Source organism: Mesorhizobium sp. CNPSo 4661, assembly GCF_057784215.1.
Genome location: NZ_JBWGIO010000027.1, coordinates 1 through 22,297, shown reverse-complemented (window position 1 = coordinate 22,297; position 22,297 = coordinate 1). Strand labels below are relative to the sequence as shown.

General features: G+C 64.4%; 23 protein-coding genes. 12 read left to right on the top strand and 11 right to left on the bottom strand.

The annotated features are described in order from the left end of the window. Window positions 1-16 precede the first annotated feature (16 nt). Entirely contained in the window at window positions 17-316 is a 300-nt protein-coding gene (locus tag AC0YKC_RS29905) for a hypothetical protein (protein WP_488513644.1), read from the bottom strand. Window positions 317-568: 252 nt separating this feature from the next. Here AC0YKC_RS29905 and AC0YKC_RS29900 point away from each other — a divergent pair, with 252 nt between their 5' ends. After that, window positions 569-955: an ester cyclase gene (locus AC0YKC_RS29900; protein ID WP_488513643.1), complete on the top strand. Its 387-nt coding sequence runs from the start codon at window positions 569-571 to the stop codon at window positions 953-955. Window positions 956-1,037: 82 nt separating this feature from the next. Here AC0YKC_RS29900 and AC0YKC_RS29895 read toward each other — a convergent pair whose 3' ends face one another. The 3 genes from AC0YKC_RS29895 to AC0YKC_RS29885 all read right to left on the bottom strand — a co-directional run bounded on the left by AC0YKC_RS29895 (window position 1,038) and on the right by AC0YKC_RS29885 (window position 5,559). Beyond that, window positions 1,038-1,424: a DUF3168 domain-containing protein gene (locus AC0YKC_RS29895; RefSeq protein ID WP_320294915.1), complete on the bottom strand. Its 387-nt coding sequence runs from the start codon at window positions 1,422-1,424 to the stop codon at window positions 1,038-1,040. A gap of 157 nt (window positions 1,425-1,581) precedes the next feature. Continuing rightward, window positions 1,582-3,135 (bottom strand): trimethylamine methyltransferase family protein, encoded by a 1,554-nt coding sequence (locus tag AC0YKC_RS29890; protein WP_488513642.1) that lies wholly within the window; start codon window positions 3,133-3,135, stop codon window positions 1,582-1,584. A 12-nt stretch (window positions 3,136-3,147) separates the two neighbouring features. Beyond that, window positions 3,148-5,559 carry a GcvT family protein gene (locus tag AC0YKC_RS29885; RefSeq protein ID WP_488513641.1) on the bottom strand — a complete coding sequence of 804 codons (2,412 nt, stop codon included), beginning with the start codon at window positions 5,557-5,559 and terminating at the stop codon, window positions 3,148-3,150. A gap of 111 nt (window positions 5,560-5,670) precedes the next feature. Between AC0YKC_RS29885 and AC0YKC_RS29880 the strand changes: the two genes are divergently transcribed. From AC0YKC_RS29880 to AC0YKC_RS29860, 5 genes are all read left to right on the top strand, one after another. Beyond that, a complete protein-coding gene (locus AC0YKC_RS29880) occupies window positions 5,671-6,309 on the top strand; it encodes a TetR/AcrR family transcriptional regulator (protein ID WP_488513640.1) in 639 nt (212 codons plus the stop codon). A gap of 169 nt (window positions 6,310-6,478) precedes the next feature. Continuing rightward, on the top strand, window positions 6,479-8,635 hold the full coding sequence (locus AC0YKC_RS29875; RefSeq protein ID WP_488513639.1) for a transglycosylase domain-containing protein: 2,157 nt from the start codon (window positions 6,479-6,481) through the stop codon (window positions 8,633-8,635). Between the two features lie 80 nt (window positions 8,636-8,715). Further along, window positions 8,716-9,300, top strand: coding sequence for a DUF1214 domain-containing protein (locus tag AC0YKC_RS29870; protein WP_488513638.1), 585 nt, complete (start codon window positions 8,716-8,718; stop codon window positions 9,298-9,300). Beyond that, complete coding sequence (locus tag AC0YKC_RS29865; RefSeq protein WP_434721803.1) at window positions 9,293-9,841, top strand: DUF1254 domain-containing protein; 549 nt, start codon at window positions 9,293-9,295, stop codon at window positions 9,839-9,841. Before AC0YKC_RS29870 ends, AC0YKC_RS29865 begins: the two co-directional genes overlap by 8 nt. A 401-nt stretch (window positions 9,842-10,242) precedes the next feature. Further along, on the top strand, window positions 10,243-11,250 hold the full coding sequence (locus tag AC0YKC_RS29860) for a DUF2336 domain-containing protein (RefSeq protein WP_488513636.1): 1,008 nt from the start codon (window positions 10,243-10,245) through the stop codon (window positions 11,248-11,250). Between the two features lie 5 nt (window positions 11,251-11,255). Here AC0YKC_RS29860 and AC0YKC_RS29855 read toward each other — a convergent pair whose 3' ends face one another. Next, complete coding sequence (locus AC0YKC_RS29855; protein ID WP_320294907.1) at window positions 11,256-11,603, bottom strand: DUF1491 family protein; 348 nt, start codon at window positions 11,601-11,603, stop codon at window positions 11,256-11,258. A 140-nt stretch (window positions 11,604-11,743) separates the two neighbouring features. On the opposite strand from AC0YKC_RS29855, the gene AC0YKC_RS29850 reads away from it, so the two are divergent. Together AC0YKC_RS29850 and AC0YKC_RS29845 are read left to right on the top strand one after the other, a co-directional pair. After that, the gene (locus AC0YKC_RS29850) at window positions 11,744-12,004 is read left to right on the top strand and encodes a type II toxin-antitoxin system ParD family antitoxin (RefSeq protein ID WP_320294906.1); all 261 of its coding nucleotides are present in this window, start codon (window positions 11,744-11,746) and stop codon (window positions 12,002-12,004) included. After that, complete coding sequence (locus AC0YKC_RS29845; protein WP_320294905.1) at window positions 11,997-12,287, top strand: type II toxin-antitoxin system RelE/ParE family toxin; 291 nt, start codon at window positions 11,997-11,999, stop codon at window positions 12,285-12,287. Before AC0YKC_RS29850 ends, AC0YKC_RS29845 begins: the two co-directional genes overlap by 8 nt. 22 nt (window positions 12,288-12,309) lie before the next feature. On the opposite strand, the gene AC0YKC_RS29840 is transcribed toward AC0YKC_RS29845, so the two are convergent. Beyond that, entirely contained in the window at window positions 12,310-13,101 is a 792-nt protein-coding gene (locus AC0YKC_RS29840; protein ID WP_320294904.1) for a peptidoglycan-binding domain-containing protein, read from the bottom strand. After that, the gene (locus AC0YKC_RS29835) at window positions 13,076-14,812 is read right to left on the bottom strand and encodes a sensor histidine kinase (RefSeq protein ID WP_488513657.1); all 1,737 of its coding nucleotides are present in this window, start codon (window positions 14,810-14,812) and stop codon (window positions 13,076-13,078) included. The genes AC0YKC_RS29840 and AC0YKC_RS29835 overlap by 26 nt, the downstream gene beginning before the upstream one ends. A 556-nt stretch (window positions 14,813-15,368) precedes the next feature. Here AC0YKC_RS29835 and AC0YKC_RS29830 point away from each other — a divergent pair. Together AC0YKC_RS29830 and AC0YKC_RS29825 are read left to right on the top strand one after the other, a co-directional pair. Then, window positions 15,369-15,761 (top strand): DUF5330 domain-containing protein, encoded by a 393-nt coding sequence (locus tag AC0YKC_RS29830; RefSeq protein WP_488513635.1) that lies wholly within the window; start codon window positions 15,369-15,371, stop codon window positions 15,759-15,761. Window positions 15,762-16,060: 299 nt separating this feature from the next. Next, window positions 16,061-16,489, top strand: a complete 429-nt coding sequence (locus AC0YKC_RS29825; RefSeq protein WP_488513634.1) for a SufE family protein — start codon at window positions 16,061-16,063, stop codon at window positions 16,487-16,489. Window positions 16,490-16,568: 79 nt separating this feature from the next. Here AC0YKC_RS29825 and AC0YKC_RS29820 read toward each other — a convergent pair whose 3' ends face one another. Beyond that, window positions 16,569-16,994, bottom strand: coding sequence for a Ros/MucR family transcriptional regulator (locus tag AC0YKC_RS29820; protein ID WP_027164827.1), 426 nt, complete (start codon window positions 16,992-16,994; stop codon window positions 16,569-16,571). Window positions 16,995-17,412: 418 nt separating this feature from the next. Further along, a complete protein-coding gene (locus AC0YKC_RS29815; protein ID WP_488513633.1) occupies window positions 17,413-17,781 on the bottom strand; it encodes an SH3 domain-containing protein in 369 nt (122 codons plus the stop codon). Between the two features lie 109 nt (window positions 17,782-17,890). Here AC0YKC_RS29815 and AC0YKC_RS29810 point away from each other — a divergent pair, with 109 nt between their 5' ends. Both AC0YKC_RS29810 and AC0YKC_RS29805 read left to right on the top strand, forming a co-directional pair. After that, window positions 17,891-20,002 (top strand): S9 family peptidase, encoded by a 2,112-nt coding sequence (locus AC0YKC_RS29810; RefSeq protein WP_488513632.1) that lies wholly within the window; start codon window positions 17,891-17,893, stop codon window positions 20,000-20,002. A 97-nt stretch (window positions 20,003-20,099) separates the two neighbouring features. Next, window positions 20,100-20,489 carry an SET domain-containing protein gene (locus tag AC0YKC_RS29805; protein WP_320294898.1) on the top strand — a complete coding sequence of 130 codons (390 nt, stop codon included), beginning with the start codon at window positions 20,100-20,102 and terminating at the stop codon, window positions 20,487-20,489. A gap of 28 nt (window positions 20,490-20,517) precedes the next feature. Here the strand turns inward: AC0YKC_RS29805 and AC0YKC_RS29800 are convergent, their stop codons facing one another. Both AC0YKC_RS29800 and AC0YKC_RS29795 read right to left on the bottom strand, forming a co-directional pair. Then, window positions 20,518-21,465 (bottom strand): cytochrome c, encoded by a 948-nt coding sequence (locus tag AC0YKC_RS29800; protein ID WP_320294897.1) that lies wholly within the window; start codon window positions 21,463-21,465, stop codon window positions 20,518-20,520. A gap of 9 nt (window positions 21,466-21,474) precedes the next feature. Beyond that, window positions 21,475-21,912, bottom strand: coding sequence for a c-type cytochrome (locus tag AC0YKC_RS29795; protein WP_488513631.1), 438 nt, complete (start codon window positions 21,910-21,912; stop codon window positions 21,475-21,477). Window positions 21,913-22,297: the final 385 nt, after the last annotated feature.

Sequence of the window (22,297 nt, the reverse complement as noted above, 5' to 3'; positions counted from 1 at the left end):
GGGGAAACGAGTGTAGTCAGCCCAACGGGACGACGATTTCCGAGCGACGCGGACGCTGGCCGTCCTTACCGGGGACCAGCACGACAATGACGCAGACCTGCTGGCCGCCCCGCGTCGCCTGCGAGGCCTTGGCGAGCGTGCCGCCATTCTGCGCGGCGACTTGCTGGCCAATGGCGTAGCAATCGCCGGCGGCGAGCACCACCGGCTGATCGACCGACGGGTCGATGACCGGCATTGCCGTCGTCTGCGACGCAAAGAGGCCGGCTCCGGCGAGCGCCAGCACTGCTTTGCGAAGATGGGAGGCAAGGTTTTTCATGATCACGGTTCTAACGCATACGGGCTGAACGTGAAATGAACGGTGAACACTCGAAAATCCATGCCCGCCATTCCCCTTGCGCGAGACAAATGAATACACCCCTGTGGGCGCCAGTTTGGGCGCCCGGGCCCCTCGGCCCCCGGGTGCAAATTCATAGCCGGAAAATCAATCGGCCCGCTACGCTTTTCGGGTGCGGATTCTCCATCCAGCCCTAGCTAGTGTAGGGACGACGGACGACCATGGGAGCACGCGATGACGCGCGAGGAAATTGCCGATCTCTACCGGGGCTACATCGCCTGCCTGAACGACCAGGATTGGGACAATCTCGGCCGCTTCGTCGGCGGGGAGGTGCAGTACAACGGCGAGACGATCAGGCTCTCAGGTTATCGCCGCATGCTGGAAGGCGATTTCGAGGCCATTCCCGACCTGCGTTTCAACATCGAGTTTCTGATTTCGGAGCCGCCGCGCGTGGCGGCGCGGCTGCATTTCGACTGCCGGCCCAAGGGTGTGCTGTTCGGCCTGCCGGTCCACGGCAAACGGATCAGCTTCGCCGAGAACGTCTTCTACGAATTCCACGACCGGCGGATTCGCGAGGTCTGGTCGGTCATCGACAAGGCCGCCATCCAGGCACAGCTTTGATTCTTTGTTGGCGCCTGATCTTTTCCGGAAACCGGTTCCCACTTTTTGCTGCGCTGACCTTCGGTTCGGGATCATGTTCGGATCAGGCGGCTTCCTGCGTCAAGGCGCGGAAGCGCAGCAGTCCATGATGGACCGCAAGGTCCTCGTCATAACGCGCCTCGGCGAATTCCAGCGACAGCCGCGTCTGGCCGCGCGGGCCGATGGACAGTGCTGCGCCATCGAGGCGCGCCTTGATGCTGTCCATGATGAGGCGTGTCTCGGCCTCGCCTTGAGCTTTCGACCAGACATGCAAGGTGATCAATTGATCGCCATCATTGTCGGCGCCGGTGTCGAGGTTGAAGGCACTGGTGCGGCCGTAGGTCACGTGTGGAAAGGCCGCCTTGTCGCTCGCCTGCTCGAGCAAGCCGGCGCCACCGAGCAGCGCCGATAACGACGCATCGGTCTTCAGCCTCATAAACAAGGCCTGCATCAAATCCCCAGGCGCCGTCATCTACCGTCCATCACCAACATGTCTCCGCGCTGCGGCCCGATACCGTAGCCGCGCTCGCGATCCGATGCCAGATCGCGAATCGTTTTGACTATAACGTGAATGGCGAAGGTCTCGAATTTATTACGTTTTCGTCAAATCATGAGACCGGAGCCGCGCCGCCCTCTTCGGTGCGCCTGGCAATGAACGCGTCGAGCACGCCCGCGGTGGCGGCAGCGGAGGCCGGCGGCTGGAAATCGGAAAGGACCCGCTTCCAGATGCCGGTGGCGCGCTCCGTGGCCGTCTTCGAACCCGATTGCGTCCAATTGCCGAAATTCGACCAGTCAGCCACCAGCGGTTCATAGAAGGCGGTGCGGTAGCGCGTCATGGTATGCGCCGCCGAGAAGAAATGGCCGCCGGGCTGCACCTCGGCGATGGCCTCGAAGCCGATCGCATCCTCGTCACCCGGGGTCTTCGCACAAAGCTCGGCGACCGTCTGCAAGGCCTCGATGTCGGTGATCAGCTTCTCGAAGGAAACGCTCAAGCCGCCTTCCAGCCAGCCGGCGGCATGGATGCAGACGGTCGCGCCGGCCAGCACCGAGCCCCACAGCGCGAACTGCGTCTCGTGTGCTGCCTGCGCGTCGGAGATATTGGCGGCGCTGCCGCCGCCGGAGCGCCATGGCAGGCCGGTGAAACGCGCAAGCTGGCCTGCGCCGAGCGTGGCCTTGACATGCTCCGGCGTGCCGAAGGCAGGCGCGCCCGACTTCATGTCGACATTGGAGGAGAAGGAGCCATAGACCACCGGCGCGCCGGGGCGCGCGACCTGGGCGAGCGTCAGGCCGGCCAGCGCTTCGGCGTGCTGCAGCGTCAGCGCGCCAGCGACCGTGATCGGCGCCATGGCGCCTGCCAGGCAGAAGGGCGTGATGATCGATATCTGGCCGGCGCGGGCGAAGTCGATGATGCCCTGCGCCATCGGGATGTCGAGCTGCCGCGGCGAGTTGGTGTTGATGACGGTGTAGCTATGGGCGCCGCTGGCAAACTCATCTTCTGACAGGCCGCGCGCCAGCCGGATCATCTCGAAACTGTCCTCGACCTGCAGCGTACCGCGAGCAAAGACGAAGGGTACCTTGTCTGACAGCGTCAGTTGCGCGCGGCCGGTGGCATAGTGGCGAAAACGCGTGTCGACGTCCTGCGGCTCGACGCAGGGGCCGAGCATATGCAGCACATCGAAATGCTGCACCAGCCGAATGAAGTCCTCGAAGGCCTGAAGCGTGCCCGGCCGCCGGCCGCGCTCGAGATCGGTGACATTGGGGGCGCCGCAGCCGGCGAGGAACGTCATGGTACCGAGCTCGAGATCAAGATCGCGGGAACGGTCGCCGGCCCGCGCCGGGATCGATCGCGGCGCCGAGGCAAGCGCTGCCGTCACGATATCGCGGCCGATCCTGACCATCTGGCTGTCCTCGTCGACCAGCGCGCCGGCCCGGGCAAGGATGGCGCGCGCCTCGGGCAGCAGCACCTTGATGCCGAGTTCCTCCAGCACGCGCAGCGCCGTATCGTGGATCGCGGCGACCTGGTCGGCGGAAAAGACCGGCTGCGGCGCGAACGAGTTCTTCAGCGAATGGTAATTCGGGCGACGGCTCGACTCGCTGCCGGCCTCGCCGGTGCGTCCGCGGCGGCGTTCCCGCCTGAGATCGCGTGCGGCCTGCTCAACCATGACCGTTCCTCCTCATTGCCGCATTGCCTTGCCTTCGGCGTCGTAAGGCGAGGCGGCGATGACGCGCGCCGGCCGTTCGACCCCGACAATGTGTACGGAAAGCTCCGTCCCCTCCCCGGCGAAATCGTCATCGAGCAACGCCAGGGCGACGCTCTTGCCGAGTGTGTGGCCGTAGCCGCCGGAGGTGACGAAGCCGACGCGCCGGCCCTTGGACCAGACCGGCTCGAAGCCGCTGGCATCGGCGTCGACCGCGTCGACCTCAAGCGTCACGATCCGTCGCGAGACGCCGGCCTCGCGCTCCTTGATCACGGCCTGTTGGCCGATGAAATCGCCCTTGTCGAAAGCGATGAAGCGGTCGAGTCCGGTCTGGCCGGGCGTGTAACCTTGCGTGAATTCGCGCGACCAGATGCCGAAACTCTTTTCCAGCCTGAGCGAATTCAGCGCGTAGTAGCCGATCTCGGCCAGGCCGAGGTCTTCGCCGGCGGCAAGCAGCGTCTCACGCAGGGTCGAATGCAGTGTGGCCGGGCAGTTGATCTCGAAGCCGAGCTCGCCGGCGATGGACAGCCTGGCCACCCGGGCGCGCACCATGCCGATGTCGAACGCGCCGCAAGCCATGAACGGCAGGGCTTTGGCGGAGATGTCCTGATGGGTGGTGCGTTCGACGATCCGGCGCGCGTTCGGACCGGTGACGAGGAAGCCGGACATGGCGTCCGAGATGTCGGTGATGGAGACGCCTTTGGCGATGTGCGCCTCGAACCAGCGCATGTGGAATTCGCGCAAATAGTAAGAGCCCATGATCCAGTATTCGCCGCCGCCCCAGTTGAGCACGGTGAGATCGCCCTTCAGCCGTCCGTCATGGCCGAGCATCGGCGCCAGCTTCGCGCGGCCGGGCTTCGGCAGCCGGCAGGCAAGCAGCCGGTCGAGCCAGGCCTCGGCGCCGGAGCCTGACACGGCATAGCGCGAGAAGGCCGTGGTATCGACGAGGCCGGCGGCGCTGCGGACCTGCAGCACCTCGTCGCCGACGATCTCGAACGCGTTGGAGCGCTTCAGCGTCGTTTCCTCGCGGAACCCCATCGGCGCGAAATAGGCCGGGATCTCCAGGCCCCAGGACGCTGTCCATTCGGCGCCGGCGGCGCTCATGCCCTCATAGGCGCCGGGACGCTTCAGCGGCCGGCCGGCAGGCAGTCGTTCGTTGGGGAAGGTCATGACGAAGCGGCGGGCATAGAACTGGCCCGTGGTTTGCTTGAGATACTCGCGGTTGGCGGCGAAAGCGCCATAACGGCTGATGTCCATGCCGAAGATGTCGGCTTGCGGCTCGCCGTAGATCATCCACTCGGCCAGCGACTTGCCGACGCCACCGCCCTGGCTGAAGCCGGCCATGACGCCACAGGCGACCCAGTAGTTCTTCAAGCCGCGCACCGGGCCGACCAGCGGATTGCCGTCCGGCGTGAAGGTGAAGGCGCCGTTGACCCATTTGCGGATGCCGGCCTTCGCCAGGCAGGGGAAGCGCTGATAGGCCCTGGAAAGCTCCGGGCTGATGCGGTCGATGTCCTCGGGAATGAGCTCGATGCCGTAATCCCAGGGCGCGCCGTCCATGTTCCAGTGTTTCGGGTTCTGCTCGTAGACACCGAGCAGCACGCCTTTGCGCTCCTGGCGAAGATAGGAGAAGCCGCCGAGATCGACGGCGAGGCCGAGCTCCTTGTCGAGGGCGGCGACTTCGGGAATGTCCTCGGTGACGAAATAATGGTGCTCCATCGGCGTCACCGGCAGGTCGACGCCGGCCATCAGCCCCACCTGCTTGGCCCAGAGGCCGCCGGCATTGACGACATGCTCGGCGACGATCGTGCCCTTCTCGGTGACCACGTCCCAGCCGCCATCGGCGCGTTGCTTCAGCTCGACGACGCGGTTGCGCAGGATGATTTCGGCACCGCGCTTCTTCGCAGCACCGGCATAGGCGTGCGTGGTGCCGTAAGGGTCGAGATGGCCCTCGTTGGAATCATAGAGGCCGCCGAGCACGTCGCTGACATCGACGATCGGGCAGATCTCCTTGATCTCCTCGGGCGTCACCAGCCTGGCCGTCTCGATGCCGACCGACTGGAACACCGCCCAGGCCGATTTCAGCCATTCCCAACGCTGCGGGTCGCTCGCCATGTTGACGCCGCCGGTCATGTGCAGCCCGGCATTCTGGCCGGACTCGGCCTCGATCTCGCGGTAGAGCTTGATCGTGTAATCCTGCAGCGCCGCGACATTGGGATCGGCATTGAGCGCGTGGAACCCGGCCGCCGCGTGCCAGGTCGAGCCCGCCGTCAGCTCGGCGCGCTCGATGAGCGCCACATCGCTCCAGCCGAACCGCGTGAGATGGTAGAGCACCGAGGCGCCGACCACGCCTCCCCCGATGACGACTGCCCGGTAATGCGATTTCACGAGCCTCTCCCTCTCGTTGGAGGCTCTCAAGATACATGCCCCGTACACATGTGTCTAGACACTTCTGTCCAGAGCTTGCGCACCGCTCCGCGCCGTGCCACTTGTTCGGTCATGACCATGACCGTTCCCCCGGACGAGCCGGCGTCCGGCAATATCAAGGTGACCCGAGCCGACTGGATCAATCTCGCGCTGCAGACGCTGATTTCCGACGGCAGCGAGAGCGTGCGCGTGCTGACGCTGGGACAGAAGCTCGGCGTCTCGCGTTCGAGCTTCTACTGGTATTTCGAAAGCCGGCAGGACCTGCTCGACCAGTTGCTTGCGCGTTGGCACGAAACCAACACCACCGCGATCGTCGAGCGTGCCCGCCGCCCGGCCGATACCATCATCATGGGCGTGATGAACGTCTTCGAATGCTGGGCCGACGAGCGCCTGTTCGACCCGCGGCTCGATTTCGCCGTCCGCGAATGGGCAAGGCGCTCGGACGACGTGCGGCGCATGATCGACCGGGCCGACGACGAGCGCCTCAGCGCCATCCGCGATATGTACCGCCGGCACGGCTATGACGGCGAGGATGCCTTCATCCGCGCCCGCGTCCTCTATTACATGCAGATCGGCTACTACGTGCTAGACCTCAAGGAACCGGTCGAGGCGCGCGTCAGCCATCTTGCCGCCTATCTGCGCTCCTTCACCGGCCAGGAGCCGAGCGAGGCGGATGTGGCGCATTTCATGCGCTTCATCGCGGCGCGGTGATATAGTCGGCCGTTCGCGGCGGCGAGGGCGCCACCAATCAACAAAGCTTGTGCTGTTGCTTCGCTGCCCTTGTGAGCAGTGCTAAAATGGTCGATTAGTCTTGCAGGGGTGGCGCTCGGAACTGCCCATGCAGTTTCCGGGCGAAAGTGCATTGGGGCGGAAGTCTGGAATGGCGAGTCCTTCGAAACCAAGCAAGAGAAGAGGCCGGATCGCGTCGGCGCTGCTCGCCGTGGACGCCTGGCTCGATTCCTCGCTGTACGAGATCGGTTTCAAGGCGCGCGAATTCTGGGAAGCGGCGACCATCTTTTCCCGTCGTTTCCGCGTGCATGGCTGGCGCCGCGCCATCATCGAGGTGCTGAGCGAAGGCTTCACCATGGGCGCCGGCGGCTTCGTGGTGCTGCTCGCGCTCGCCATGCCCGCCTTCGATATCACCGCCGGCGACTGGCGCAGCCAGGGCGACTTCGCCGTGACCTTCCTCGACCGCTACGGCAACGAAATCGGCCAGCGCGGCATCATCCAGCGCGATTCCGTGCCGGTCGACGAGATGCCGGACATCGTCATCAAGGCGGTGCTGGCGACCGAGGACCGGCGCTTCTTCGAGCATTACGGCATCGATGTGCTTGGCCTGTCGCGCGCGATCTTCGAGAATGTGCGCGCCAATTCCGTGGTCCAGGGCGGCTCCAGCATCACGCAGCAGCTGGCCAAGAACCTGTTCCTGTCCAACGAGCGCACCTTCGAGCGCAAGATCAAGGAAGCTTTCCTGTCGCTATGGCTGGAAGCGAACCTTTCCAAGAAAGAGATCCTGCAACTCTATCTCGACCGCGCCTATATGGGTGGCGGCACCTTCGGCATCGAGGCGGCGGCGGATTTCTATTTCGGCAAGAGCGTCAAGGACCTGAGCCTTGCCGAGGCGGCGATGCTGGCCGGCCTGTTCAAGGCGCCGACCAAATACGCCCCGCACATCAACCTGCCGGCGGCCCGCGCCCGCGCCAATGTCGTTCTGTCCAACCTTGTCGACGCCGGTTTCATGACCGAGGGCCAGGTGCTGCAGGCGCGGCTGCATCCGGCCGACGTCGTCGACCGCGGCGAGCTGAAGAGCCCGGATTATTTCCTCGACTGGGCGTTCGACGAGGTCAAGAAGATCGCCAAGCCAGGCCAGCACTCGCTGGTCGCCCACACCACTTTCGACGCCAACATCCAGAAGGCGGCGGAAGAGTCGGTCGAGTTCCATCTTCGCCAGTTCGGCAAGGAATACAACGTCACCGAAGGCGCGGTGGTGGTGATCGAGACCAACGGCGCGGTGCGGGCCATTGTCGGCGGCCGCGATTACGGCGCCAGCCAGTTCAACCGCGCCACCAAGGCGCTGCGCCAGACCGGGTCGTCGTTCAAGCCCTATGTCTACGCCACCGCCATGGAGCACGGCTTCACCCCGGATTCGGTGGTCTCGGGCGGCGCGGTCAGCTGGGGCACTTGGTCGCCGCACAATTACAGCGGCGGGTCAGCCGGCAATGTCACGCTGCTCACGGCGATCGCCAAGTCGATCAACACCGTGCCGGTGCGGCTCGCCAAGGATTACCTGGGCATCGGTCCGATCAAGGCGATGGCGGAATCGATGGGCGTGGAATCACCATTGGAAGCGCATAAGACCATGGTGCTCGGCACATCGGGCATGACGGTGATGGACCAGGCGACGGGCTACAGCGTCTTTGCCCAGAACGGCTTCGTAGGCTCACGCCACGGCATCACCCAGCTTGTCACCCGCACCGGCGAGGTGGTCTATGACTGGGCCAAGGACGCGCCGCCGCCGCACCGCGTGCTGTCGGAAAAGGCGCTGAAATACATGAATACGATGCTGGCGGCGGTGCCGGTGATCGGCACGGCGCGGCGCGCGCAGTTGCCCAACATCGTCGTTGCCGGCAAGACCGGCACGACGCAATCCTATCGTGATGCCTGGTTCGTCGGCTTCACCGGCAATTACACGGCCGCCGTCTGGCTGGGCAATGACGACTTCACCGCGACCAACAAGATGACCGGCGGTTCGCTGCCGGCGATGGTCTGGCAGCGGCTGATGGTCTACGCGCACCAGAATATCGACCTGAAGCCGATCCCCGGCCTCGATCATCCATTCATCGATCCGGAGGTCGCGGCCAAGGCCGAGGAAGCGGCCAAGAAGGAAGCCGACGCGGCGGCGGCGCAGGCCGAAGCCGAACGCCCGCCAGTGCTTTCCAGCCGCACCAGCCAGACGCTGCGCGACATGACCAAGACTTTCCAGGCCGCGCCGGTGCTCAATGCGCCCGCTCTGCCGGAGACGCTTTCGGCGCTTTAAGACCGCCGTGTCGTGAAGCCGGCTTGCCACGGCACCCCGCGTCGCGATATCCCGGGCAACCTCCTCTGTTTGCGGCTCTCATGCTCAAGAACGCCATCCTGACGCTGCTTTCGCTTGCCATGGCCATCGGGCTCGGCGGCTACAGCGTCTGGTATGCGCTCAACGCGCAGGACGGCGTCGGCGCGATCCGCATCGGCCAATGGACCGCTTTCCCCGAAGTCGGGACTTTAGCCGCCGACCCCTACTCCAAGGCGCGCGTGGCACGCGAGGGCGTGCTGGCGCTCGGCCAGGCCGAGGGGCTTGCCTTCGTCGCCGAGCGCGACGATGCCGGCGACCCGCTGAAGCGCGAATGCGCCTACACGATCGAAGGCGGTTATCCCACCGCCCGCTTCTGGACGCTCTACGCCGCCGACCAGTCGCTTGGCGTGATCGACACGGGCAAGGCGAGGCGGTCGGCGCTGCAATCCTACGAAGTGCTGCGCCGGCCCGACAATTCCGTCGTCATCTCCGTCGGCAATCGCCCGGCTCCCGGCAATTGGCTGCTGACCGGCGGCTCCGGCAAGATGTATTTCGTGCTGACCTTCTATGACACGCCGATCGCCTCGAGCACCGGCCTCTCGGACGTCACGCTGCCGCGCATCCTGAAGGCGGGCTGCAATGCGTAGCCTGCTGCACGCCCTGATCCTTGGCCTGCTCGGCGCCGGCATCGTGCACATCGTCGTGCTGTTCCTGGTGCCGGAATTTTCCGAACGCGATGCCTGGTCGCGGCTGGCGATGGCTTCGGACCTCTACAAGATGACGCGGCTCGACGCCGAGGCCGGCGGCGCGCCGGTGGTGAAATCGGTCGACCCCCTGTTTTATGCCGCCGCCTGCCGATTCGATCTCACGGACGGGCTGGTCCGGATCAGGGCGCCTGGCGACGTGCCGTTCTGGTCGGCCTCGGTCTATGACCGCAACGGCCACAACATCTATTCCTTCAACGATCACAACGCCAATGGCGAGAAGCTCGATGCCGTGGTGCTGACGCCGGCGCAGATGATCGACGTGCGGCGCGACCTTCCGGAGGATCTGCAGGGCGCGATCTTCGTCGAGGCGCCGATCGAGGAAGGCATCTTCGTCGTCCGCGCCTTCGTGCCGGACGAGAGCTGGAAGCCGATCGTGTCACGCTTCCTCGAGCAGAGCGCCTGCGAATTACAGGACTACTGAGGAAGGCGAGCCGATCAGTGATGTGGCTTGGCAGGTGGCGGAGAGCCCGGCCTGTCGGAACCGCCATCACCGCGCCGCGCCTCATCGGCCTGCGGATGCAACTCATAACGGACGCCGGGGAAAATGATGACCGCCGCCGCCGTATTGGTGTCGTGACTTGCTCGATTTACAGGTGCCGCTCGCGGCACAAAAGACAGGACCATGCCCATGGTTCGCGCATTCCCTCTCGGTTTGACCGGAGCAACAACGCAACGCCTCCAAAGTTGATTAAGGGGGCTAGAGGGTTAACGGAGCGCTAACGGATCGCGGCTAATTTGATGTTTGTTTTTCCTGGAGTTGCGAAACCGGCCGGGCCGGATTGCGTGGGTTCGGGATGGTGTCGAGTATCGGGCGTATCCTCCGTGTCATCTTCGGATTTCAGGCAAATCGCTATCCGGACCGAAGCGGGAAAGGCCGAAAGGCTGTTCCGCGCCGCCGTGTCCGCCTTCTGCTCGCTGACGCGCCCTTCGCGCCGCGAGATCGCCCAGCTCGAGGACCTGACGCTGCCGCTGTTCGACGAGGTCTCGGTCGAGTCGCGCCGCTATGTCGCCGCCGCCCTTTCCGAATGCGACTACGCGCCGACAGCCCTGGTGCGGCGGCTGGCTGAAGAGCCGGTCGAGATCGCAGCGCCCCTGCTCACCCGCTCCGACGCACTGAGCGACATCGATCTGATCGCGCTGATCGGCCGGCATGGGCTGCCGCACGCACGCGCCATCGCGCGCCGCAAGGAGCTCAACCCGACGATCGCCGACCTGATCCGCGCGTTGGAAAGACCGACGCTGGTCAAGACGCGGCCGCCGGAGACGGTCACCAGGCTTGCGCCGAAACCGGAGCCCATAGCCAAGGCGGACGCCGACCGCCCAGCGCCCGGCGAAGCTACGGAGAACGCGCGGCGCCGCCTGCGTTCGATGATGCGCCCGACCGGTGACACCGCAGACATCAACACCTTCCTCGGCCAGCCGGCCTACGTGAAGTTGCGTGAGACGGCGCTGACAGGGAACGCGGCCTTCTTCCAGACCGCGTTGGCCGACGCTCTGGAGATCGACTTCGCGACGGCCCGCTCGGTGACCGCGCAGTCGAGCTATGCCGCATTGCTTGCGGCGTTGCGGGCCCTCGACCTCAGCGAAGACAGGGCATTCCTGATCGCGGTCGCGGTCTATCCCGGCGAGTTCCCGCATCCGCAGGCGATCCGCCTGTTCCTCGACCGCTATCGGCTGCTGCATCGTGAGGCGGCGCTCGACAAGGTGCGCGCCTGGAAGGCCGAGGCGCTTTCACGGGCGATCCGCGGCAATGCTGCCGATGCGGTGGACATGGAGAGCCGCGAAGCCTCGAACAGCGACGGGGCGAGCGCCGGCCTCAAGGCGTCCTGACGCGGTCACTCCGCCTTCACGGAAAGCAGCTCCTCGGCGGGAACGGTCCCGCACTCGATCTCGACCACCCAGATGTCGGGATCGAATTTCTTCTCCCGCTCCAGCCGCGCATCGAAGGCCGAGCTGTCATCGCTCGTGCCGAGCACGGCGAAGAAGCGATCGTCGGGCTTGGCCGAATCGTAGCTGGTCTGCGGTGCTGGCCCGTAGAAGGTCACCTCCCCCAGACGCCCGCGCGACAGCACGAAGACGGCGCCCGCTTCGGTCGCGCCGCGCTTGACGATAGCGGCAAAGCCGCCGGCGCCGAAGACGCGGCGGACAAGGGCCGAGACCCAGAGATCGGTGGTCACGCGCATGGCAAGGTTCCGGATGGCATTCAGGTTGTCTAGCGAGATTCAGCTATGCACGCGAGCGCTTGGTGCGAGAGAAGGCTTTTTTAACAAATCTTGTTAGGATTTGTGAGAAACGCTATAAATGAGTGATGAAAAGCCAAGCAATGCGCACGCTCACGATATCGCTAACGCCGAAGCAGGCCGCCCGTTTGCAGAATGCGGTCGAGAGTGGCGACTATGCCTCGAACAGCGAAATCGTCAGAGAGGCCCTCAGGCTGTGGGAGCACCGCGAGGAGCTTCGCGTGCTAGAACTCGCACAAATGAAGCAGGCCTACGACGAAGGAATGGCGAGTGGCGAAGGCCAGGAAGTCGATCGCCGCGCCTTCCTCCGCGCTCTGAAAGCCGAGCGCACGGAACGTGGCTAGCTACCGACTTACACCTCGCGCGGAACAAGACCTCAAGAACATCTGGCGCCGTATTGCGACCGACAACGAACGGGCGGCGGACAGCCTCATCGGGCGAATTTTCGACAAGCTGGAACTCGCCTGCAATCATCCAAAGATGGGTGTTGCCCGGCCAGAGTTGAGCGCCACTGCACGTGTCCTCTTAGAGGGTCGATACGTCGTTATCTACGAGCCCATGGACTACGGCCTCTTAGCAGTAGCAATTGTTCATGGGATGCGAGATCCCGAGCATTGGCTCGAGTAACCCAGTTTTCGGACGCCGACGCTCAGTTCGTCAGGCCGATCTCGCGCATCTTGACATAGACGGCCTCGTCCGGCTCGCCGGTTTCGGGAAGACCGAAGAGAGCCTGGAATTCCTTGATCGCGGACTTGGTGCGGGCGCCGACCTTGCCGTCGAGCTGCATGTCATTGTTGCCGAAAGCCTTAAGGCCGGCCTGGATCCTGACGATGCGGGCGTCGGGAGACAATGTGGGGTCGCCGGCCGGCGCCGAGACCGGAATGACCGATGGCTTGGCCGACGGCGTTGCGGCCGCCGTGTCGGTCGGGCGCGGCGCCGGGTGCGGGATGGCAGCCGTGGTCTGGCGGGCGCCAAGCTGGTCGAGCAGCGCCGTGTCGATCTCGCCCGAGCCCGGCAGCCCGACTTTCAACTGATAGGCCTGGATGGCTTTGCGCGTGGCCGGCCCGGTGAGACCATCGACCGTGCCGTCGTAGAAGCTGAGGTCCTTCAGAATGCCCTGCACCTGCTGGACGACCGGATCCGGCTTGGGCGCAGGCTGCACAGGCGCCTGACGCACGATGTTGATGGTGGTTTCCGGTTCGTCGGAGACGGTATGCGGGAAATTCACGATGCTTCGGGTGGCGAAGAAAGCGCTGGTGTGCGGAAAAGGCTGATACCAGAGCGCGTTGGCCGAGACATAGAACAGCGTCACCAGGAAGGCGGTCGAACCGCCGACCAGAACCGGATTGCTCGCGATCAGCTGACCGACGGCCACCGCGCCCTCGGCAAGGACCCCGCGCTCGGGTTCGACCACCTTAGGCCGTTTTGCGGAGCGAGCCATTCCTCTCCCCATCTGCATCCCCCTTCGGCTTGGCCGCCGGCATGGCCAGCACGCCGGATGGCGCGCCGGAACGCCGCTTCGGCCCGTTCACCGGCAGGCCGATCGTCACCGTGGTGCCCTCTCCCGGCGCGCTCTCGATCGACATCGTGCCTTCGTGCAGCGCCACGAGACCCTTGACCAGCGACAGGCCGAGCCCGGTTCCCTCGAAACGGCGCGTGTAGTCGTTCTGGATCTGCATGAACGGCTTGCCGAGATTGGCCATGTCCTCCTCGGCGATGCCGATGCCGGTGTCGCTCACCCAGAAATGCAGGCGCGAGCCGACGCGCTTGGCGCCGATCACCACTGAGCCGCCATCCGGCGTGAACTTCACCGCGTTCGAGGCGAGATTGATCAGGATTTGCTGTATGGCGCGGCGGTCGGCATTGATCTCGCCCGCATCCGGGGCGATCTGCGTGGCAAGAACTATGCTCTTGGCGTCGGCCAGCGGCCGCATCATCGAACGGCACATGTCGACGGCCTCGACGAAGCGGAACGGCTCCAGCTCGGTCGCGTAGGCTCCAGCCTCGATGCGCGAGACATCGAGGATCGAGGTGACGACGGACAGGAGATGCTGGCCGGATTCCCTCACCAGGCCGACATATTCCTTCTGGCGCGGATCCCTGAAGGCGCCGAACATCTCATGCAGCAGCATGTCGGAGAAGCCGATGATGGCGTTGAGCGGCGTGCGCAGCTCGTGGCTAACCACCGCCAGGAAGCGGCCCTTGGCCACTTCGGCGGCCGCGGCCGCGTCCCGCGCTTCCGCAAGCTCCTCGCGCAGCGCCGCGACATCGTCGTTTTCGCGCAGGACCAGGGTGAAGACGTCGCGGTCGACCTCGCCGCGCAGCAGCTCGAGGCTGAACGGGCGGAAATTGTCGGCCGCGCCAGACCCCTCGCGCGGCAAGCGGATGCGCAGATCAAGCCGGCGCTTCGGCGCGCCCTCGCGCATGTCGGCCAAAGCGGTGAGATAGGCGACGCGATCGGAAAGGTGGACGCGATCGAAAAGGCCGGTGCCGAGCAGCAGCTCCGGCGCCAATTTGAGGGTCGCACGCGCCCTGGCGGACGCGTCGAGCACTTCGCCCTGGCGGCCGGCGCGCAACACGACAGCGTCGATGACGTCCTCGAGACGATCGCCGGCAGGCTCCGCCGTCCGCAAGCCGGCCGGGTTGGTGAAGGCGGCGGCCCGCGGCACCAGCATCAGCGCCCAGGCCAACGGCAGCAGCCAATGCCACGCGGCGATTTCGCCGAGCGGCAGGAACTGCCCGGCAAAAGGCTGCAGCACGATAGCGGCCACCGCCGCCACTGCTCCCGACAGCGCGCCGCGCCGCGACCCCGAGACCCACCAGGCTTCGACCGGCAATGCGACGGCAAGCAGCGTGACCGGCGAGGCCAATCCGCCCGCCGCCGCGATGGCACCGGCAAGGGCGAGGCCGCCGAGCGCGACCGCCATGCGGCCGGCGAGCGCCATGTGGCCGGTGGCCGCCACCAGGAGCGCTGCGAACCAGCACAGGCCGAAAGCGGCAAAGATCGCCGCTACCGTGACGGCGGCGCCAAGACTCGCGGTGACGAGCGTGACCGCGGCACCCGCGGCAAGAAAGGGCGCGGCGAGCATGACGCCGATGAAGCGACGCTGGCGCAGGCGTTCGGCCTCACCCGTCACGGTCGGGTGAACCATGCGCTCGCAGCCGGCGGCAACCGCGCCAGGCAATTGAACGTATCTGGCTGAAATAGAACTCAACGCACGCGTACCCGGTGGTAAAAAACGCCCTGCCTGGCAGGTGACTCATCAATTGGCTTGAAACTGGCATCCAGCGTTTAAGGAATGGATAAGGCTGGCGAAGCCGGCGACCGCCTCGGGGCAAATATTGTGACGCCGGGCCGGCAAAGCACGCCGAGTTGGCGCCATGGTAAACGGCGGGTTAGCCGCGAGGCCTGTGCCAAAACGGACCGAAACTCGACCCGGCTAACATCTACCATGAATAAAACCGTTTAATAACAATGAGATATATGGTTATCGTAAAGTTAATGAAGTCGATGAGATTCGAGACAAGTCCGTTTCAAAACCAATTCCTTTCGAACTTGCCTAAAATTTGAGGAAAATTCGCGGCTTCGATGCAAGCCGTCCTTTGCGTGACCGTGCCATTATCGTGCCCATAAAAGAGGTCATGCCGATGGATGCATGATCCGTCACGGATGGATGCGTCATCCATCCCGGATGAGAGGCAAGTAAGATGGGCTTTCTGATCAGGATGGCTTTCTGGTTCTCGCTGGTGCTCCTGGCGCTGCCGCTCGGCGTCGGCCCGGGCGAGGACGGCCAGCAGAGCGTCGGACCGATCCAGGCGCTGTTTGCGGCGCGCGAGGCAGTCGGCGACATTGCCGGGCTCTGCGAGCGCAAGCCCGATGTCTGCGAAACCGGCAAATCGGCCATGTACACCATTACCGTTCGCGCCAAGGAAACGGCCAAGATCGCCGCAGCCATGATCGACGACCAGCAGTCCGGGCAGGCAGGCGCGGCCGAGGCGAAGGTCGCGGATGGCTCCGTCACGACCACCGGCAGCGTCTCCGAGGACATCGTGCTGCCCGCCAAGGTCAACATTCCGGTGATGTTGACGGCAAAGAACTGAGACCTTCTTCAGCCGTTCGCTCGACTGTTCAGTTTTGGCGCAATTCCCAACGACGGAAAACCGCTACGCACTTTTCCTGGAATTGCTCTCTTTTCGTTTTGGCGCAATTCCGGGCGGAAAACCGCTTACGCACTTTTCCTGGAATTGCCGTGTTTGGTTTCGACGCAATTCCGAACGGAAAACCGCTACGCACTTTTCCTGGAATTGCTCTAACGCCGCGGGCCCGTCCGACCTCTCGACGCCCGCGGCGTCTTTCTTTTTCCGTGACGCGGCCGGGCCGGGTCACTATATGCGGGGCAATGACCACCCCGATGCAGACCATCCGCGACGACTTTTCCCTGCTCGACGAGTGGGAGGACCGCTATCGCTATGTGATCGAGCTCGGCGAGGGCCTGCCGCCTTTCCCGGAGGAGGAGCGCACGGCCGCGAACAAGGTGCCTGGCTGCGTGAGCCAGGTGTGGCTCACCACCGAGCAGGGAGTGGGCGCCGACCCGGTGATCAGCTTCCAGGGCGATTCGGATGCCCATATCGTGCGCGGCCTCGTCGCCATCATGCTGGCGCTGTTTTCCGGCAGGCATGCAAGCGAAATCCAGAACACCGACGCCGAAGCGACGCTGAAGGAACTCGGCCTCGACGAGCATCTGTCGCCGCAGCGCGCCAACGGCCTGCGCTCGATGGTCAAGCGCATCAAGCGCGACGCCGAAGCGGCGTTGAAGCAGACGGCCTGATCCGGCCGATATCGCTCCCACCAAAAAGCAAAACGGCGCCGCGAGGGCGCCGTCGAACTGCTTGACGAGCTGAGACCTGTCAACGGCCCTTGCGCTTGCGCCCCAAGCCCATTTTCTTGGCGAGCTGTGAGCGGGCGGCCGCGTAATTGGGGGCGACCATCGGATAGTTGGCGTCCAGGCCCCACTTCTCGCGGTACTCTTCCGGCGTGAGATTGTAGTGGGTCATCAGGTGCCGCTTCAGCGACTTGAACTTCTTGCCGTCCTCAAGGCAGACGATGTAGTCGTCATGGACGGAGCGCTTCGGATTGACGGCCGGCTTCTGCTTCTCGGCCGACGGCTGCTCCGGCGAGCCGCCGACGCGGCCCAACGCTGCATGGACGTCGGCGATGAGGTTCGGCAGTTCCCCAACCGGCACCGGGTTGTTGCTGACATAGGCGGCGACGACATCGGCGGTCAGCTCGATCAGCGCATCACCGTTTTTCGAAGGTGTTTCGACGATTTCCATAGTGCTAAGGCCCCAACGAGAGTTGTTTCTAAAACTGCGCCCTTTTTTTCTGGGATCGGGCATCGCGCGAATTTCATGCAGGAAAGCCTGCGATTCGCATCGCCTTATCTTAATGACGCCGCATTGCAAGTAAGTCAATTCGAATGTTGACTTATATTCGCCGATATTCATCAAATATTGCTGATTCAGCTTCAAAAATTCGTGCACCGTGTAACTTCGCGAGATTTTTCTGACCGGACCAGCATAGCGTGACGTTGGGTCATCCATATGTTAGACATCCGATGGCCACTCGACACGGCACTCAATGCTTGGCCAATGCTTGGATGCCTGTTGCGCCGGCACGATGAATCCTGTGCGCCACAGCGCCCAAGGACGCAGCCTTGCCGGCCGGGCCCGACAAGGCGGCGCGACCGGTCTCTCAGTAAGGCGCGATATATTTGCCGTAGACCCAGCCAGTGGCGAAATGGCCATTCTGCGCCGGGTCGTGCCAGATCTCGCACCAGCGATAGCGGATCGCCTGGCGCTGCTTCCATTGCGGCTGGCGGGCGATATCGAGCAGGTTTACGCCGCCGGTGCAGCGACCGGTCATCTGCAATACGGTGCCTTTCGGATACGCCGCCTGTTTCTGCGATGCGTTGGACGGATACTTTCGCGCAGTGAGCGTATCGCCGAACGGCACGCCCGCCACTTGCCAGGCGGCAAAGACGGTTGCATGAGACTGGCTGGAAAAAGCCAGACCTGCCGCGACGACGGCAACAGTCATTGCGGTAGAAACACAGGATTTCATCTTTCCCCCTTCAGCTTAGCTTCCGTAGACCACCTTGAACCGCGCCCCTTGAACCGCCGCCGAGCGGCGTGTTCATTCGTCATTCAAGCAAATTCCGCAGCGAGACGTAATGACCACAGCTTCTGCCTTGACTTCCGCCTTCCCGGCCGCCAACCCGCCGACCCCTGAGAAAAACCCGGTTTCCGACACGCATCACGGCATCACCCGCAGCGACGACTATGCCTGGATGCGGGCCGACAACTGGCAGGCCGTGTTCCGGGACCCTTCCCTGCTCGACGGCCGCATCCGCGCCCATCTCGAGGCCGAGAACGCCTATCAGGCCGCGCTGATGGCCGGCACCGCGGACCTGCGCGGCAAGCTGTTTGCCGAGATGAAGGGGCGCATCAAGGAGGATGACTCGACGGTGCCCATGAAAGACGGCCCCTATGCCTATGGCTCGTCATTCAAGCTCGGCGGCGAGCAGCCGCGCTATTTCCGCACGCCGCGCGACGGCGGCGCCGAGGAGATCTTGCTCGACGGCGACGCGGAAGCCGAGGGCAAGGCCTATTTCAGGCTCGGCGGCGTCGACCATTCGGCCGACCACAGGAAGCTGCTGTGGGCCTTCGACGACAAGGGTTCGGAGTTCTTTACGCTGCGCGTGCGCGATCTTGCCAGCGCCACGGAACTTGCCGACCAGATCCCGGATACGGGCGGCGGCGGGGTATGGGACGCCGGCGATGGCGGCTTCTTCTATACCCGTCTCGACAACAACCACCGCCCGTCGAAAGTGTTCTTCCACGCGCTCGGCGACAGACCCGAGAACGACCGCCTGATCTACGAGGAGACCGATCCGGGCTTCTTCATGGATGTCGGCGGCACGCGCGCCAACGACTGGATCATGATCGGCATCAACGACCATGAGACGTCGGAATACCGCCTGCTGCCCGCCAATGATCCATCGGCCGAGCCGAAGCTGGTGGCGGTGCGCGAGACCGGCCTGCAATACGACCTGGAAGAAGGCGGCGACATCTTCTTCGTCCTGACCAATGCCGACGGCGCCAAGGACTTCAAGATCATGACCGCGCCGGTCGGCAACCCGGTGCGCGCCAACTGGCAGGAACTGGTGCCGCACGAGCCGGGACGGCTGATCCTCTCGGTGCTCGGCTTCAAGCATCATATGGTGCGGCTCGAGCGCAAGGACGGCCTGCCGCGCATCGTCGTGCGCGAGCGCGCCAGCGGCGAGGAGCATTTCATCTCCTTCGACGAGGAGGCTTTCTCGCTCGGCCTTTCCGGCTCCTACGAATACGACACCGACGTGATGCGCTTCACCTATTCGTCGATGACGACCCCGGCGCAGGTGTTCGACTACAACATGCGCAGCCGCGAGCGCGTGCTCCTGAAGACGCAGGAAGTGCCCTCCGGCCACGATCCCGAGCACTATGTCACGCGCCGGCTGATGGCGCCCGCCGCCGATGGCGAGCTGGTGCCGATCTCGCTGCTCTATCATCGCGACACGCCGCTGGACGGTTCGGCGCCCTGCCTTCTTTACGGCTACGGCTCCTACGGCATCACCGTTCCTTCCGCCTTCAACACCAACTGCCTGTCGCTGGTCGACCGCGGCTTCGTCTATGCCATCGCGCATGTGCGCGGCGGCAAGGACAAGGGCTATGGCTGGTACGACGACGGCAAGCGGGCGAAGAAGATGAACACCTTCACCGATTTCATCGCCTGCGCCCGCCATCTCGTCGCCGAGCGCTACACAAAACACGACCGCATCGTGGCGCAGGGCGGCTCCGCCGGCGGCATGCTGATGGGAGCGGTCGCCAACATGGCGCCGGAACATTTCGGCGCCATCGTGGCGGAGGTGCCGTTCGTCGACGTGCTCACCACCATGCTCGACGCCAGCCTGCCGCTGACGCCGCCGGAATGGCCGGAATGGGGCAACCCGATCGCGTCAGCCGCCGACTACGAGACGATCGCGGCCTATTCGCCCTATGACAATGTCGCGGGGCACGACTACCCGCCCATCCTGGCGCTGGCGGGCCTGACCGATCCGCGCGTCACCTATTGGGAGCCGGCGAAATGGGTGGCGCGGCTGCGTGAACGCAAGGCAGGCGGCAATCCGGTGCTGTTCAAGATCAACATGGAGTCCGGCCATGCCGGCGCGTCGGGCCGCTTCTCGCGGCTGGAGGAGATCGCCTACATTTACGCCTATGCCTTGAAAGTGACCGGCAAGGCCTGATTTTCCACTCGCAATCGGCAAGGGCGCGCGCTACCCAATGCCGCCCTTTTTCGACATGGCTTCTCCCGGCCGCGACCATTCACTCGCAAGGATCCTCATGCTGCTCGTCGACACGTATCTCGACAAATCCGCCATCCAGGGCATCGGCGTCTTCGCCAGGAGCCACATCGCCAAGGGTACGCTGGTCTGGAAGCTCGACCCAAGGTTCGACCGCCGGATCCCAGTCGACACCTACGAGGCCCAGATCGGCCCGGTGAAATCCTATCTCGACCGCTATTCCTACCCGGACCGGCACGATCCGAGCTTCATCGTCTTCGAGGCCGACGACGCGCGCTACATGAACCACGACGACAATCCGAACTGCGACGTCTCCTCGCCCGAGGAGACCTACGCGCTGCGCGACATCGCGCCAGGCGAGGAACTGACCTGCAACTACAACCACTTCTTCGAAGACGGCTTCGATTTCCTGGGCGACCGCCACCTGTAAAAATGGGGTAGCGGCAGCGTAAGCGAGGTCAACTCGCCGGCTTGCGCGCCGGGTAGCCATTCGGATGCGGCGGGACGGCCTTGAGATAGGCGGCGATCGCGGCGCGGTCGTCGGCCGTCAGCTGCGCCATGTTTTTCTGCACATCGACCATGGCGCCGCCGACGGAATCGAACTCGGGCGTGAAGCCGGTCTCGAGATAGTTGGCGATGTCGGCCTCGGACCAGTCCTTGATGCTCTTCCCGTCCGGGGTGACGTTGGGCACGACGCCCGAGCCTTCGGCGGCCACGGCGCCCGCCAGCCACTCGCCCTTCTTGATACCGCCGGCGAAATCGCGCGGCGTGTGGCATTCGCCGCAATGGCCGGGCCCCTCGACCAGATAACGCCCGGCCAGCAGCTTGTCCGGCGTGCCGTCGGGCAGCGCTATCACCGGCTCGGGGCTGAGATAGAGACGCTTCCACAGGCCGATCCCGCGGCGGATGGTGAAGGGAAAGGAAAGCCTGTGGTCCGGCGCCTTGCCGGCAACCGCCGGCAGCGTCTTCATGAAGGCGTAAAGATCGGCGATGTCGGCCGGCTTCATGCGCGCGTAGGACGCATAGGGAAAGGCCGGGTAGAAATGCTCGCCGGAAGGCGACACGCCTTTCAGCATGGCGTTGGCGAAGTCCTCCTCGCTCCAGGCGCCGATGCCGTCCTTCCGATCCTGTGAGATGTTGGGCGGCACGAAGGTGCCGAACGGCGTCTTGAGCTCCAGGCCGCCGACGAGTTCAAGGCGGGCGTCGCCCTGGGCGCCCGGCTTGGCATGGCAGGAGGTGCAGCCCCCGGCGTAGAAGATGCGCTTGCCTTTGGCGGCGTCGCCGGGGCCGAGCTGGGCGACGGCCGCAGCGTCAAGCCTGGCCGGCGCCGACAGGACCCAGCCGGCCGTCGCCGCGGCGCCGCCAAGCACGATGACGGCGCCGACGAGCTTCTTCAGCCAGGCCATCTCGGGCGATCAGCCCTTCTTGACCCTGTAGCTTTGATGGCAGGCGCCGCAATCGCCGCCAAGGGTGTTGAGCTGCGCCTTCAGACCATCGACATCGCCCGGCGGGGAGGCTACCGCTTCCTTGGCGTTGGTCAGGAACTTGTCCTCGGCAGCCTTGAAGCCGGCCATATCTTCCCAGATCTTCGGCGCGGCCGTCGTGTCGCCCTGGTCCGAGCCGGCCGGGAAAAGCTTTTCGGTATCGAACTTCTCGGCATTGGCCTGCAGGGCCTTCAGCGTCGTCAGCACGGCGGCCGCGTCGAAATCCTCCTCGCCTTTGACGACCTTCGACAACTGGCCGGCCAGCTTGCCGCGCTCCTTCATCAGGGCCTGGCGATCCTGGATCGGATCGGCGAAGGCGGCCGAACCGGCAAGAGCGAGCATAGAGATGGCGAGGACAAGCTTTCTCATTCAATTGGCTCCATGGTGAAGAGAGTTCGCGACTAGAGCATTTCACCGTTTCACAGCGAATTGCTCTATCTCCTTGTTTGCGCAATTCCGGACGGAAAACCGTTCGACACTTTTCCTGGAATTGCACTGGACGTTAACGGGCGCGGCGGTGGGATTATTCCCTTTCGCCGCGACGATTATGCCGGGCTCCTCGTGGCTTCTCCTTGCCCGAAAAAGAAAAGCCCCGGCGTGCCGGGGCTCAGACTGCTGACAAACCCCTGGCGTTAGCCGGGGGTTTTTGATTCACTGGGTCATGTTGAAGCGACCCGCCCCCGAACAGACCGCGCTTGAGATGGTGACGTTGGATCAGCTGGTTCCGGCTGATCATCTGCTTCGCAAGATCGAT